Origin of the sequence: Rhodococcus sp. B50 (genome assembly GCF_013602415.1) — a bacterium.
In the GTDB taxonomy this organism is placed as follows: domain Bacteria; phylum Actinomycetota; class Actinomycetes; order Mycobacteriales; family Mycobacteriaceae; genus Rhodococcus.
Window position 1 is genome coordinate 2216652 of record NZ_WPAG02000002.1, and the last position, 15254, is coordinate 2231905.

Consider the following 15254-nt stretch of genomic DNA (forward strand, 5'->3'; position numbering starts at 1 on the left):
TGAAAAGGGAAATAGGTAGTCGGTCAACAGACCTCACGCTGAACGTTCGGTGTCGAATGCAGCCGGCCCACGGAGCAACGCCGGCGCGGTGATCCCGGCATCGGCGATGTCCTGCCCGTCGTGTTCGGTGCCGGCAACGAGAATGCCCTTGATCGTGCGATAACGCGGATCACCGACCTCGAGGGCCCGGGCGCAGGCCGCATCGATGCGAGCATCGTCGTAACGCGACCGCAGTCGGACGATGCCTTGGATCGACCGCAGTCGATGGATCGCGTTGATCTGCGACAACTCGTCGACGATCGCGACCGCACCGGGCCCGATCTGCTCGGCCTGGGCCCGGCACCACACCACCGTCTGCAACGTGAACGCGGTCTTCTTCGGCGGATAATGCTCGGGATTCGTCGCCCGTCCCGACGGGCGACGCACATGAGTGGCCACGACCTGCTCGTCGTGGAAGATCTGCACCACATCGCCGCTGGTGCGCACCAGCAATCGTCGGCCGATCAGCTGCCACGGCGCCGAATACAACGCCTTGCCGGCCTTGACGTGGCAGTCCGGGGCGAGTTTGCCGGTGGAGTAGACCACCGGGGCGAACGGCCGCGGCGGCAACGGCGTCAAGGCGGTTTTCTCGACGGCGTCGAACACCGCTGCCGGTTGTGCGCCCTCGAGGCCGCGATGCTGGTGCCGGCCGTAGACATCGGTGCACCAGGTCAGCGCGGCGGCCTGCATCTGCGTCAGCGAGGTGAACTCGCGGCCTCGGAAGAACGAATCCCGGATATAGGGCATGGGCCGTTCGATGCGTGGTTTGTCCTTGGGTTTGCCGGCCCGGGCCGGATCGATGAGCACCTGATAGAAGTCGGCGAGTTCGGCATAGGCCCGGTTGATCTGCGGATCGTAGAGATCGGACCGATCCACTCCGGTTTTGAGGTTGTCGCACACCATCCGCGCCGGGACGCCACCGAAGAACTCGAACGCGGCCACATGCGAGGCGCACCAGGAGGTTTGATCCATCCGCAGCACCGGCTGGACGAACAGCATCCGTGAACAGGCCAGGATCATCGCGAACGCCCACACCGCCACCCGCCGGTCCGTGGCCGGATCGCGCCACATCCCGAGCTTGCCGTAGTCGACCTGACCCTCGTCGCCCGGCGGGACCGGACCACGGGGAAAGGTGGCTTTCGATGCTGCGACCCGATCGGCGAATCGTGTTGCGATATACCGCCGCACGGTCGATTCCGACACCGGAACACCGCGGTCGTCGCGCAGGCGTTGAGCGATCGTCGCCACGGTCACCGACTCGTCGAGTTGGCCCTCGATCCAGGTGTGGTGGGCGGCGATGGCCGGCCAGGTCACCGCTCGCGCTGTCGGGTCCACCACTTCCGGGAACCACGACGTGATCAACTCGCGCCACAGGTTCTCGTCGAATTTCTCACCGTCGCCCGGGGTCAACCCCGCCGCCACGGCTGGAGCCAGGTACTTGCGGATGGTTTTGCGGTCGAGTCCCAGGGCTGTCGAGATCTGCACCTGGGAGCGGCCGGCATGCCAGTGCCGGAACAGCTCTATCAGATCGGTCATCGTCCACGTTCTCCTTGCCACCGTCGGGCCCCTTCCCAGGCCCTAGAGATGGACCTTGGGAAGAAGCGAACCTGCAGCAGCACCCACACCCCGGCCGACACGCCCCAAAGGTGGGGAATTACGTGACGGCCGGGTGAGGAATTACGTGACGGGCCGACCCCTCAACCTGGGGAATTGCATGACCGCTGACAGTGATGTCCTTGACCTGCCAACCTCCAGCGGTCGCAGTACCCGGACGGTCGAAGGAGGTATAGGTGAGCTGGCCGAACCTCGGGCGTTCGGCGTCGTGGGCACTCACGTCACTCCAGCGGATCGTCGATCGGACGCCGGTCGATCAGACCGAGGTTGATCTGTTCCACCGGAGGGTCGAGCAACGCGATGGTGCGCGCCTGCTCGGGCCGCACATCCGCGAACACGCGCACGAATCCCTTTGCCTCGCCCACATCGACCAACCATGGCTGAGTCCACTCGCGCCGCAGGCCGTTCGGATGGAAGTTCCGCGCGCCCGACTGCGTACCGCTACTTCCGCCACGGACCTCCAGCGGTTGACCGTCGCGCGAACTCAACGGCAGCCGCCTGAGATTGTGCACGACGAGGAAGGGTGGTGCGGTGGACAATTCGATCTCCGACGCCAACCGGATGGCCAGGACCAGACCACCATCCGGAACGGGCCGGGGTTCGACCGCGTACTGGATGCGCAACAGTCCCGGATAGTCCACGGTGGACGGCTTCCCAATGATACGTTCGCCGGCCGTGTAGGCGATGGCGACGACATGCACGGCGCAACCCTGTTCGGGGAGCGGATCCCGCAGATGCAGCCCACCGTCCCGCTCGTATTGCGAACGGGAGATCTCCGCGACCGGTCGCTGCTCGATGGCATGTTCGGCAGGCACCTGCGCCGCGCTCACATAGACCGACACCGACGCTGCGCCCTCAGGCCACGGAAACGTCACCACCTGCTCGGTGCACCGCTCGACGATGCGAACACCTTCGAGCGCCGGGAGCGGTCGGGTCGCGATGACGGTACGACCCACCTGCACCTGCTCGTCAAGGACGGTCACCGGAGTGAAGTAGGCACGCACCCACCCCCGCGGCCACGACACGTTGGCCATGCTGTGGCGGCCCTGCGAATCGATGACGACAGGGTGCACGAGTCGCGCAGATATAGGAAGACCACCGGAGACGTCCAGGGCACTCGCCTCCAGGAGTTCCCGATCAATGCCCGCCTTCGGCGCGGTCTCCGTGCGGTACATGACGACGCTGCCGATGTCCGGCGGGGTCCATCCGAGGTCGAAATGGAGACCGTCCTCGTGCTCGTGAGTGGTGACCTGCAGATCGGTGACCGGTTCGAGTACAGCGGAGACGAGCACCTCGGCCTGCGCCGCCGGCGACAGGCGCGTCTGACCGTCCACCTCGATCTCGCAGATCGCGCGGTACAGGTAGCGGTGACCACGCAGTGCATCACGGTCGACGAATCCACCGAAGTTGGGTTGATCGGCAAGGATCCGGTAGCGCGGGTCGTTCGTGACGGGCGAGCGACCGTCGAGCGGGATGCGGAGAACCCGGACGCGGGAAACCCCCGGCCACACCGACCACTGGCCGATCACCGCACCGTCGTCCTCGATGACGACGAAATCCTGGACGGCACTGAGAGCGTGTCCTTCGGCGATGAGCACCGGCTGGCGTTGCGCGGCATCGCGCTCGTTGCTGCCGACGTGCGCCCACACCTGCAGATGACGCACCGCTGCTGCCGCAGGTTCGATATCGACGATCATCGAGCCACATGTGACGCCGACGAGTCGACCTGCCTCAGGCTTGTAGGCCCGATGGGTCTCCCCCGACACCACTCGATACAGCACCGTCGTTCCGGACCGCCCGGGCAGCGGTGTCCATTCGATGCGGTGCCCACCTCGCGGTTCAGCGGTGATCGTGAGCGGACCGACCTCGTACTCCGACTCGCCGTGCAGATACTCGCAGAAGTCCTCGGTTCCGAGGTCGACCAGGAATTCGCTGCCCGGAAGCGGCTCGACCGGCACGACCACCGGTTCCGGTTCGGGCTCCCGCGTCGAGAACGTCGTCTCGGACGGAGCTGTGTCGGGGCTCTGCGCGGTGGCCGAGGTGAGCGCTTCGACGAGACCCTCGACGAGTGGCTTCGCGTGGCGCGGGAGCATCGACTCGATTTCGGCGACGGTGCGCCGATTGGTCCGGACGATCTGCTGCAGATGCGTGTCCTTGATCAGTCCCGGCCGCAGTCGACCCTCGTCGATCTCGGTCTGCCGCCACTGCTGCAGCGCTTCGATGACACCTTCCGACACGGAAATCCTCGCTCTCAGAAGTTGATGCCGTCGACGGCAGGCGCGATGTACGACGTTCGACCCGACTTGTCGGCGGGCGATTCCTCGCGCTGCGCGGGACGCAGATCGATATCGGGGATCTCGTGGATCTTCTCGGTCCGGACATGCTTCGACGTCGGTCGGGCGAGATCCTCGGCGGAGACACCCTCGGTGAACTGGGTGGTGACCGCGACGAGGCCGCAACCGACCCGTGTCCGCGAGTAGAGCTCACCGGCCACCGCCGAGGCACCACGCATCGTCGCAGTGTCGGTGAACGCCGCGCGGTCGAGGAAGCCACCCTCGGTCGGCACCCCGACCCCGGCGAGGAAGCCGTCGATACCGGAGCGATGGACGGTGCCGTCGATGCGGTACTCGATGACGTCGAGAAGGTCACGAGCGAGTTCGGTGCGGGGACCGGTGAGTTCGCTCATCGCCCGCTGCCAGAGCACCGCCGCACCGGTGGACTGCACCCGGCCGCGGTAGAACATGAGCGACCATTCGTCGAGGGGAGAGCCCGAGCCGGCACCCGCCTTGGTGGTCAGCAGGCTCGGGTCGCGGGTGATGTCATGTGCTATCCCGCCGAGAGCCACACCGGCTCCTGCCGAGACCGTGTCCCACGGTTCGGTGAGCCATCCGACGGTGAACAGATCCTGCCGTAGCTGATCGGCAACACGCGCGATCTTGTCGTCGTCGGGGCTGCCGGATCCGATGGCACTGTGGCGCGGCAGACCCCAGTCGATCCGCCGGCGGGCAGTCAGGACGTGCTTCGGCACACCGAGGGGTCGGGCCAGGAAGGCCCCGAGCGCGCGACTCCACGACAGGTACTGCCGGTAGGCTCCGGTCAGAACCTCGATCTCACGCAGAGCCGCACGAAGATTCACTCGGTCGGCTTCGTTGCCGGCGGTGATGGCTTCCCTGCTTGCCAGCAGATCCTCGAGGTACTGCTGCGCCTTCTGGCAGATCAGCGTGACGGCGATGGCCCACCCGAGGACACACAGCGCGATGATCGGGCCGCCCGCCCACCAGGAGATGAACTCCTTCCACGCGAGGACACCCGACACAACACCGACCACGACCGCGATCAACGTTGCGATGCGCACGCGCCAGAACATTCGTCTCTGAACCTCGGCGCTCTCCTCTGCGGGGTCCCGCAGGGCTTCGACACCCTTGATCCGCTCGAGCAGAGTGCCCGCTTCGGTGATGTCCGCGCTGAGCCGGCTGGTGAGAATGGAGCCGAAGGACACCGCGAAGCTGTGGCGCCGCTCGGCGGCCCACGTCTGGATCGCTGCGCCGGTGCGGCGCGCGTCGAGACCGATCACCGAATCCTGTTCGAGACCACGCAGCGTGGTGCGGAGCTCCTCGACACCGAGGATGTCGGGGGCCTCGGCCACGTGCAGTTGTGTCGTGGCGGAGACGACGCCGGGGATGTCGGTGAAGTCGTCGTCAGGGCCTGGAACGATGTCCGCTGCCGACCGCAGGACGGCACGATGCGCACCCACCTGGATCGGGGGCAGGCCTGCCGATCGTTCACTGGCGTCGGCGAGTGTCAGCGCACCGCGGGCGTAGTCCCGCCACAGGGCCGACAGGTCGGGCGCCGCCACTTGCGGCGTGCCCTTCGCCTCGTCGAGCGCGGCGCCGAGCTGGCGCGAGGCCGATTCGTACTCGGTCCACGACACGCGTTGTCCGTCCGCGTCGACGCCGCCCACAAGGACCCGGTATGCACCGGGCGTCGATCCGAACAGTGCTCGTTGCGCGGCGGAGGCCACGGACGTGGAGGCTCGATGAATTGCCCGCGTGATGAGGATGGACGGAGCATTCTTCAGCACCGCGAGAAGAAAACGTCCGGTCATCCGCACCGCGTCCATGAAGGTGATGGTCCGGACGTCCCGCTTCGGAGGCGCGCTCTTTCGCGGGCTGATCAACAGATGACCGTGTTTGACCCACACAGCATGTGCCATCTGCCGCGTCGCTGCCGGCACATCGTCGGCGTAGAGCACCGCGGTGCCCGCGTCGCGCGGAAGCGGAAGTTGCCCGTCGAACTCCAGCAGTTCGGAATGCAACCGGTGTTCGGCATGCGACGTGTCGAGGCGGCGGTAGAACGACCGCACTACACGCATCGAATTGCCCGGTAGGACGGGAGCATCATCGAACGGGGTGTGCTCGATGTCCGTCCACAATCCGGTGATGCCGGCGATCACCGGTGCGGCCTGGCGGCCCACATCCACCGGATCGTGCGTTGCCGTCAGCGACTCGTGGCCCATACCCGGCCCACGAGAGTCCTCCGGTGCGACGAGCAGGTTGTGCCACCCGGCCAGAGCGGGGATCGCGGAAGCAGACTGCTCGTCGGCGGGGCGACGCAGCAGAACCCGCAGACGCACGCACCGCGCGCCTCCGGAGTTCGACGACAACAGCTCGGCGAGCATCGTCTCGGTGGCTAGACGTACCGGTACAACGCGCGGCCCACTCGGCACCAGAACGCACAGGCGAACCAGGTCGTAGTGACGTGAGGCCAAGACGTCCTGAAGGGTGACCGACCGGGAGATCCCTCGCTCGGTTTCCACCGCCGGGACCCGGGCTCCGGCGTCACCGATCTCGGAGTCGTCCACCCACACGAACGAACCCACGAGCTCCGCTGTCGAGAGATCGCGCAGGACGTCCCGAACGCCGGCGGCCGGACCGGCCGAGCCGACGAAGACCGTCAGAACGCTCTTGCTTTCCGCCGCCATCTCAGAACTGCCCCATGTCCGGGATCCGGAAGGTCTGCGACGAGGCGGTCGCGGTGCTCACGGTGGGAGCGACCGTGTCGACGTGCTCGGGCTGCTCGGCGCGAACCTTGCACTCCTCGACGAGCGCAATGAGTTCGCCTGTTGCCCAGTACACATCGGCGGCGATGTCGCGGTAGATCGGGGTCTGGGACGCCTGCTCGCGCACCGTGATGGTCGAGAACACGCCTCCGCCGGGCGCTCCCTCCCGACCCGGTGCCAGGTAGTGCTGGCCGGTCAGATCGCGGACCTTGGTCAGCCAGGCGATCGCGTTCTTCGCGCGCGCATCGATCGAGACACCCGCGCCGGTGTCGGCGACCTGGGACTGCCAACCGGTTCCCGTGTCGCCGGTGCGTAGCCAGTCGGTAAGCACGGCCTTGGCAGACACCTCGAGGATGCCGCTGGCCGGCTTCTCCGCCGACGCGTCGTAGATCCCTCGCAGTGCACGGTAGGGAGCCATCGACGACATGACGGGCGACTCGTGCGAGCGTGCCATCGCGATCAACACCGATTCCATGACGGCGGGAAGCCAGTCGTTGTTCGCGAGGAATCGTGCAGGTGGGGTGAGGAGCGGGTTCGGGAAGTCCACCCAACTCGACGTGGCACCGTCCCACACGCGGACCGGCTCGTCGTAGGGCTCGGAGGGCAGACGCAGCCGACCCGTCACCAGTCCGAGGAACCACCCGGCGGTCATCGCGCGCCGTTCGCTCTCGTGCATCGGCAACGATGCGGCGAGCGGACGCGCACGACGCCACTGCCAGAACGCTTCCTGCTGCGCGGGAGTGGAATCCGCCCACTGCTTCGCGGCCGGACCGAGCACGGAATCATATGCCAGCGGAGAGTAGTTCGGATACGAGCCGAAGATGTCGATGCGGGTGAGCTTGTCCTCCTCGGACAGCAACCGGACGAACTCCGACCGGGTCTCGTGATCGATCATCGGGCTCTTCTGCAACACCTGCGACAAAGCATCCGCCACAGGGAGATTGAGGAACGGGATCGACGTGAACTTGTAGCGGTACTCGATCTGCTGACCGGGATGCAGCGCCTCGAGGGCCTGCTGGTTCACACTCGCCAGCGGTCGAGCGAGAGAGAGCGCTTCGACGAACTTGGAGCGGAGACGCTCGCGACGCTCGTCGAGTGCGTACTCGGGCACCGAGATGTCCTCGATGTACTCACGCAGAGAGACTCGACAGAACCTGTCGAACGATTCTCCCGTCCTGGCCACGAACTGCCGTGCGCGTTCGAGCAGTTCGGCCGGTCGGACGTGCACGTCGAACCGCGCGGCGGAGGGCACGAGGGCTTCACGGGTACCGGGATCGAACGGGAAGGCACGGGTGCGCCACGCCGAGGTGCGTTCGAGCAGCGGGTGCTCCTCCCCCGGCGGCCGGCTGCCGTCGATTGTGGTCCAGATACCGGTGACCACGTCGGCGACCGCGCGATTGACGGCCTCCTCGAACGGCGGAGTGCCCAGACCGTCCGACGCCACTGCGAGCGGAAGGTCGGACCGATACTGGTCCATGAAATCGGCCGACGGAGTGAGCATCACTTCGTTGTTGGCCTCGGCGAAACGCTTGGGGACGCGATCGCTCTTGTCGGCCGGCCAGGCACCGTACTGGTCCGTGGCAAGGCGAGCGAGTCCGACGTCGCTCGCCGGCTTGCTCCGCGCCTTGCGCAGCGCCGTCTGAGACTCGTTGAGCGCGTCGAGCAGCGGCTTGAGGATCTCCGGCACGAGTGCGGCCGCGACCTCGGAGACCTTGCCGGACAACGACGCGTACAGCTGGCGGTAGACGTTGTTGCTGCAGCTGGAGATCACCCGCTCGAGGAGGTCGGCGTCGCTCTCGATGTTGCCCTTGAGCGCGGAGAGCATCTGCAGGGTGTCGGCGGACTGGACGGTGATGTCCTCGGGCGCGTGGCGCGAGAGTTCCTCGGCACCGGCCCGGATCTGGTCCTTCCCCAGGATCGACAGCCTGTTGACCACTGCCGTCGCGTAGGGCAGACCGAGATCGGCGACCGCCTTGGCCACCTGCTGCTCGATGCGCTGCGCCAGTCCTCGGTGCCACTGGAAGGCGTGACCGAGCGCGTGTTGCTCGGCCGAGGTCACCAGTGCCTGACGACGCGCCGCGAGTGCTCGTCGGACCTCGGGAACCCACTGCGACGCGCTCAGACCACTGCCCGAAGGGAGGTAGGCACGCAGCTCGGTTTCCACGATCTGACGTGCCATCCGCTGGGCTTCCGCCGACGGAAGAACGCTGTCGGTCAACCACGGTCCGACACCGACCTGCGCTCCGGCGGGATTGTTCTGCATGACCGGCAGACCCATGTTCGTCAGTAGTGTCTGCCACTGGCTGTCGAGGATCGCATTGACCTGGTCCTCGTCGGAGGCGACGCTGGCCGCGTTGCGGTGGCCGTCGAGCAGGCGATCCACGGTGCTGCGCGCCAGTCGCTGAGCGGAGTACTCGGCGTAACGGTCGCGTCCCATACTCAGGCTGGAGAACCCGTAGGTGCCCCACGGCAGGTTGTCCCACTGCCCGCCCCAGCCGATGTTCTCGCGTTGGCCGGACAGACCCGCGCCGTTGGTCAGGTCGTATTGCACGAACTGGCGGGTCGCGGCGCCACTCATCATCATGCCGGCGAGACCACGCGCGAGACCGCGATAGATCGCCTTCTGCGAGCCGTCACCGAAGGGCGCACCCTCGACGCCCACGCGGCGACCGACGGGGAACACTCGGGCGAAGGGCACCTTTTCGCCTTCACCGGCCTGCTGACCGAGGGCACGCAGGATCTCGACGTCGTGTTCACGTGCGGAGCCGAGCTGGCTGGCGACGATCTCGCCGAGCATCGCAAGCGCGTTCGCGCGCACACCGGTCGTCGCGCTGCGGCCGAGGCCGTCGAAGATGTCGGGCGCCACCATGAACACGCCCATCAGGCGCGGGTCGAGCTTGGGGATGAGGGTGAGCAGTCGGCAGATGTCCAGCGCCATCGATGCGCCGGCACCACCGGCCATCGACGAGACGACCAGGACGATCGGCGACTCCTCCTGCTCGAAGCTTCCCCCGCCGGGGATCTTCATGGCAGACATCTCGGTTGCCGTCTGCACCGTGAACAGCTGGTCCCATGCCTGCTGCAGCGTGTCGCGGATGCCGCCGGCCTTGCTCAAGGTGATCATGCGGCCGAGGGCCCGATACTGGCCGGCCCCCGAGCCGATCGGCACCGTCACCGCGGAAGGGTCACGGGGTGCCCAGGTCGCGATCTCGTGGAGGCTGTTCCGTGCGCCCAACTGGTTGCTCAGCGCGTTGTCGAGCACGGCATACGAGTCGCCCTGCGGACCGCTACCGAAGTAGTAGCCGCCCTGGTCGCGCACGTTGCCCAGACCGTCCGGGCCGGCTTCGGGGGCGGTGGGCACGTCGACGCTGACGAACTGCCAACCACCCGGGATCTTGTCGATGCCCACGGCAGCGAGATCGGACCGCAGCTGGTCCATCATGTACGCGAGGGTGACGGCACCGGATCCGCCGCAGCCAACTACCAGAAATCGCCTCATTGCGGTCCTTCCGAATCGAGATAGAGAGTTGTTGCGCGGCCGTCAGGAACCGGGCGGACGGAACGGGTCGAAGGGTTGTCCCGGCGGTGTTGATCCGGGACCGGTCGGCGGTTGACCCCCGAAGCCGGGACCACCGGTGAACGGCGGCGGAGCACCGAAGGTCGGAGCCGAAGGTGTCCCCGGTGCGGCGAACGGATCGAACGACGACGGAGCACCTGCCGTCGCCGGCTGAGGCGAAGTCGGGTTCTGCGGTGTGTTGCTGTCGGAACCCTGTGCGCGGGCCCGCAGATCGTCGATGATCCGCGGTGCTCGCCGACCTGCCTCGTCCACGAGTCCCCGCACGCGCTCGTTCGACGCATTGGCGCCGACGAGCAGGAGCAGGACCGCCTCGTCGACGGGTCCCTTCGGGTCGTGGAGCAGCACCCAGTTGTTGTGCACGGCGAGAGGCAGACGTGCCTGGCCGGTGCTGCGATCGGTAGCGGGAGTCGCACCCGAAGCGCCGAGCATCCCATCCGCACGGACGAGGACGTAACCGGCGCCGACGGGCGACATACCCATCTTGGCTTCGAGGCGAGCTCCGTCGACGTCGAGGTTTCGAGCCGGCTTGTCGAGGTTGCGGACGATCTCTCGCAGATCGTTGTCGTTGAGGGTGAACGGTCGACCGTCGCGTAACAACCCACCGTCGGACACTCGCACGAGGAAACTCTGCGACTTGAGGGTTTCGGCCGGGATGCGAGACGCCCACCACTTGAGCGCATACAGGATGGCGAAGGGGATTCCGACACCCAGGAGGAACACCGCCAGGAAGCCCAGCAAGAAGCGTGTGGTGTCGAGCGGCTTGAGCAGATCCGCCGTGAACGGAACGTCGACGGGCATCGCGCGATCGGGCTCGCCTTCAGGGGCGATCATCAGACGGACCGCACCGTTGAAGGCACCGTTGCCCGCTTCGGGGACAGCGAGTTCGAGGGGTAGCGTGCCGCTCGTTCCTTCCTCGATGGTGAGGCAGTTCTCCGGCGAAGCTGCTCCGCCGACAGTGAGTGCGGCATTGCCGACACCGTCCGGAATTGCGTCGACACGGACGGGCGAGGCAGGGTCGACCCACACGCACCCGGGCCCCTGGATCACGAGCTCGCCGGGGAAGGTACCGGAACCTTCCACTTGCCCGAAGTCGATCCGGCCGGGCACCGTCGGGTAGCCGATCGGCGGAGCAAGGTTCAGCGGCACGTCCACGTACTGCGGCGTGAGGTCGGTGCCGGGAGCGATCACGGAGCCCGACTCGTCGGTGGCGTCCGCGGTGGTCACTTCGAGGACGAGACGCAGTGTCGCCTCACCGGGCGCGACGTTCGTCAGGTCCAGCTCGATCGGTTCACCGATCGCGTCCTTGGACACCCCGGACGCCAACGTGTGATCCACCTGCGCCGCGTCGGTGAGCGACACGCCCAGATACGCGGATCCGAGAAGCTCGGACGGGTCGATCTCCTCACGGTCGGAGTCGACGATTCCCAGTCGGACCGCGGACGTGACCTCACCGGCGTGGATGGCGGTGACATCCTGACCGAGCAGCGCCGGGAACAGGTTTCCGGAGATATGGATGTTCGACTTGGAGCGGGCAGCCGGCTCGGACCCGTCGGGGTCGACGAACACGAGAGCCCACATGCCCTGCCACTCGCCGGCGGCGTTCTCCGGCTGCTCCATCGTGAACGACACCGAGCGATCGGAGAGCCAGCGGTAATCGACCGCGACGCCGTCGACCGACGAACCGGACTCTGCCGAGGTGTAGGCCATAGGGAGCTCTTCGCCACTCGGGCTGACGAGCGTCGGCACCAGACCTTCGGCATCGGCGAATCCGAGAACTGTGACGGAGCCGATCGAGTCGTCGAGCACGAAGCGGTGCTGGGCCTCCTCGCACACCTCGTAGGCGCAGACGCCCGTCTCGTTCTCGAGCGGAGCCTGACCGGGGCTGCTGAAGGCGTCGAAAGCGAACAGCAGGTCGTCGATGTTCTGTGCGAGGTAGAAGTCGCCTGGCGTGGGCTCCGTCCGCGCACCACACGCTTGACCGGCCACCGGCTCGCCTGTCGCGATGGAGCGCATCAGGTCGAAGTCGGCGGCCTGGGCGGTGCCGTTGGCGAGGCCCACCGCGAATGTCGCGATACCGGACGACCGCAGCTGGTCGGCGACGCCCGCGGGTCGGCAGATCGACTCGCGTGCCGCGCCGACGACCTGAGCGACGCCTTCGTCGGTGGACAGCGAGAGACCCGGCGCATAGGGCTTTTCCCCGTCACGAGCGGTGAAGTCGAGTTTGCCGTCGGAGAACCAGGCAATGGCCTGGCACGAAGTGGAACCTCCGGACGAGTGCTCCGCCAGTGCTCCTCGGGCGCCGTCGAGCGCGAGCCAGTAGTCGGTGTCGAGCCCGGACGTCCGTGAGCGGAACGCATCGACCTCGGATTGCAGTTCGCCCAGCGTTCCGGGCTCCAGGCGGGTCCACGGCGCATGCATCGTGAACTCGGAGGAGAAGCCCGCCACGGCGACATCGAGCGCGACACCTGCGGACGCACCGAAGGAAGCAAGCTGGCCGAGAAGATAATTCGCGGCTTCGACGCGGGCGGCATCGGGGTCCGACTGCTGCAGACTGCCCGATTCGTCGATCATCAGGAGCAGGTCGCCCTCGCGCTGCGACGCCAAGCAGCCACCGAAGTCGGCCACCGCCGTCTCACGGGGTTGGCCGGACGCCGTTGGCGCGATCAGCAGGCAGCCGAGGAGAACGATGATGACGGTTGCAAGCTTCTTCACAGTCGACCGAACCAATCCGCAATCTGCCATGCGCCGAGGAGCACTCCCGCCGCCGCGCATGCGACGGTTACCCAATAGATGACCTGTGCCGCTTTCGACGGCTGATAGACCGGAAGAGCACGTTGCTTCGTGTCCGCGATCATGTACGTGGCGAGAAGCAGAGCGGCGATGGGACCGGCGAGCGCCCAGCCTGCGAGACCGAAGCCCACGGAGCCGAGCGCCACGGCGATGATCGCCAGGGCTACGCCCACGACCGCTACCGCGCACGCCGCGACGACGCGCCCGACGGGGGTCTTGCCCTGCGAGAATCCGGACGAACGCACCGGTTGTTCGGAAGCGAACACATCGGTGGACGCGAACGCCGGCGACGACGCTCCGGGACCGAACGGGTCCGGATTGGAACCGAACGTCGGAACGCTCCCCCATGCAGGTCCGCTCGGGGTCGTCGATGGTGTGTCTATCCCGTCTCGCGAACTCGAGTACTCGCTGAAATCGAACGGGTCGGACGGTGACTGCACAGGCTTCTCTCGGGGGCTAGCTTCGGACCGATTCCTGAGCGAGTACATCCCGGCAGATATCGGCGTTATTGATCCTTCAATCGGGGGACACCCACAGCCCGTTACGAGTACTAATGGGATCGTTACCCCAACGTAATATCGAGCGCAGTTGGTCCCGTCGATGCAGAGGATTTGGTCCTTGCGGACACTGAGATCTCGACGATTCGACCCTTTTCCTCCCCATCCGACCGTCCATGCCATTCAGGCGGGACCGGTGGTTGATTTGTCCGGGTCGAGTGGCACACTGTGCCGACCACACGAAGGAGAGCTCATGGTCCTACCTCTGATTCCGGCTGCGCTGATCGCCATCGGCGCCGTGACGGGCGGCGGCGGTGTCGCACTCAGCGGCAAAGGCATCGCCGACCGCAAGAAGGCCGCGGACCAACTGCGCAGGGCCCACGAGCAGTACACCAAGCGCCGCGACGCGATCGTGGAGCGCGTCGGGAAGACCAACGCCCAACTCGAGACGCTGGGCGGTCAGCAGCAACAGGCGTTGACCGACGTCGTCATCCGCATGGCGGAGTTCTTGCGTCGACACGAGAAGCAGGTACGGGAGAACGAGCGGTTGCTGGCCGACGGTCTCCAAGCCGGCATCACACAGGTCGACGGACCGAACGGCCTCGATCTGAATCTGGGAGGCTGGCTCGGTGGCGCCATGGCATCGGTTGCGACCGGTGTCGGCACCGCATCCGCAGTATCGGCGGCCGCCACGAGCTTCGGTGTCGCAAGCACAGGGGCCGCCATATCCGGTCTCTCGGGAGCAGCCGCGCAGAGCGCCGCAATGGCATGGCTCGGCGGAGGCGCGCTGTCCGCCGGTGGTGGCGGTGTGGCACTCGGCGCGGCAGCGCTGAATGTGGTGACGATCGGCCCCGCTCTCCTTATCAGCGGATTCGTCATCAAGGGGCAAGGCCAGAAGGCACTCACCGAAGCAGCCGAGTTCCAAGCCAAGATCGACATTGCGAATGCCGAATTGGGCACCACCGACACTCTCCTGACCGCCGTCGACCACCGCATAGACGAATTGCGCTCCGTGCTCGGCGCACTGACCGTCAAAGCAGTCGCAGCCCTGGACGTACTCGAGTCCGAGCCCTTCGATGCGCGCGTACATGCGTCGCGCTTCCAGCAGGCAATCACGCTGTCGAAGGCCGTCCGGGACGTCGCCGCGACTCCCATTCTCGACGAACACGGCGAGCTCACCGAGAACAGCGCGAATCTGACCGTGCGGTACCGCCCGATGACCGAAGGAGACGACCGTGGCGCCGAACAAGGCTGACCGGAAAGTGCACGAGGGCGAGGTATTGGGCTCGGTGAAACGCAATATTGCTGCGGTCGACGGTTTCGCAGCGCTCTCGCAGCTGGTCACCGCCGCGCAGGAGTGCATCGAGATCCACGCTGTCGAACAAACGAAACGCACCCGTCTGCACACCTACGCAACCGCGGAAGTTCAGCGCATCAAGTCGGCCGAGTCCATCGTCAGGGACTACTTCGAGCAGTCCTTCGCCGAACGCCGCACAACCTTCGATGCCTTGTTCTCCCGACTGGATCAGGCACTGGAGCAAGAGAATTCACAAGTGATCAGCGAGGTCCTGCGAGGGATCGTCGACATCGCCAAGACCTCTCCCCTAGCCGACCTCGGTGATCTCGGACAGATTCGCGCGGCGCTCGATGATCCCGATCAGGTGTGGGATCTCTGAGC

At 66.4% G+C, this 15254-nt stretch carries 8 protein-coding genes; 2 read left to right on the forward strand and 6 right to left on the reverse strand.

Annotated features, from left to right (window positions below):
* Positions 1 to 33: 33 nt before the first annotated feature.
* From istA to GON09_RS28340, 6 genes are all read right to left on the reverse strand, one after another.
* Positions 34 to 1575, reverse strand: a complete 1542-nt coding sequence (istA, locus tag GON09_RS10490) for an IS21 family transposase (RefSeq protein WP_213931741.1) — start codon at positions 1573 to 1575, stop codon at positions 34 to 36.
* A 299-nt stretch (positions 1576 to 1874) separates the two neighbouring features.
* Positions 1875 to 3890: a hypothetical protein gene (locus tag GON09_RS10495; protein WP_213931742.1), complete on the reverse strand. Its 2016-nt coding sequence runs from the start codon at positions 3888 to 3890 to the stop codon at positions 1875 to 1877.
* Positions 3891 to 3904: 14 nt separating this feature from the next.
* Positions 3905 to 6634, reverse strand: coding sequence for a magnesium transporter (locus tag GON09_RS10500; protein WP_244865479.1), 2730 nt, complete (start codon positions 6632 to 6634; stop codon positions 3905 to 3907).
* A 1-nt stretch (position 6635) separates the two neighbouring features.
* Positions 6636 to 10211 carry a tubulin-like doman-containing protein gene (locus GON09_RS10505; RefSeq protein WP_213931743.1) on the reverse strand — a complete coding sequence of 1192 codons (3576 nt, stop codon included), beginning with the start codon at positions 10209 to 10211 and terminating at the stop codon, positions 6636 to 6638.
* A 42-nt stretch (positions 10212 to 10253) separates the two neighbouring features.
* Positions 10254 to 13001, reverse strand: coding sequence for a vWA domain-containing protein (locus tag GON09_RS10510; protein ID WP_213931744.1), 2748 nt, complete (start codon positions 12999 to 13001; stop codon positions 10254 to 10256).
* Positions 12998 to 13345, reverse strand: a complete 348-nt coding sequence (locus tag GON09_RS28340) for a hypothetical protein (protein ID WP_153008379.1) — start codon at positions 13343 to 13345, stop codon at positions 12998 to 13000. Before GON09_RS28340 ends, GON09_RS10510 begins: the two co-directional genes overlap by 4 nt.
* 484 nt (positions 13346 to 13829) lie before the next feature.
* On the opposite strand from GON09_RS28340, the gene GON09_RS10520 reads away from it, so the two are divergent.
* A complete protein-coding gene (locus GON09_RS10520) occupies positions 13830 to 14831 on the forward strand; it encodes a hypothetical protein (protein ID WP_213931746.1) in 1002 nt (333 codons plus the stop codon).
* On the forward strand, positions 14812 to 15252 hold the full coding sequence (locus tag GON09_RS10525; protein ID WP_213931747.1) for a hypothetical protein: 441 nt from the start codon (positions 14812 to 14814) through the stop codon (positions 15250 to 15252). Before GON09_RS10520 ends, GON09_RS10525 begins: the two co-directional genes overlap by 20 nt.
* Positions 15253 to 15254 lie beyond the last annotated feature (2 nt).

Bases quoted from the DNA above. Each gene is read 5' to 3' on its own strand.
- istA (WP_213931741.1), bottom strand. From the start codon at position 1,575: ATGACCGATCTGATAGAGCTGTTCCGGCACTGGCATGCCGGCCGCTCC.
- GON09_RS10500 (WP_244865479.1), bottom strand. From the start codon at position 6,634: ATGGCGGCGGAAAGCAAGAGCGTTCTGACGGTCTTCGTCGGCTCGGCC.
- GON09_RS10505 (WP_213931743.1), bottom strand. From the start codon at position 10,211: ATGAGGCGATTTCTGGTAGTTGGCTGCGGCGGATCCGGTGCCGTCACC.
- GON09_RS10520 (WP_213931746.1), top strand. From the start codon at position 13,830: ATGGTCCTACCTCTGATTCCGGCTGCGCTGATCGCCATCGGCGCCGTG.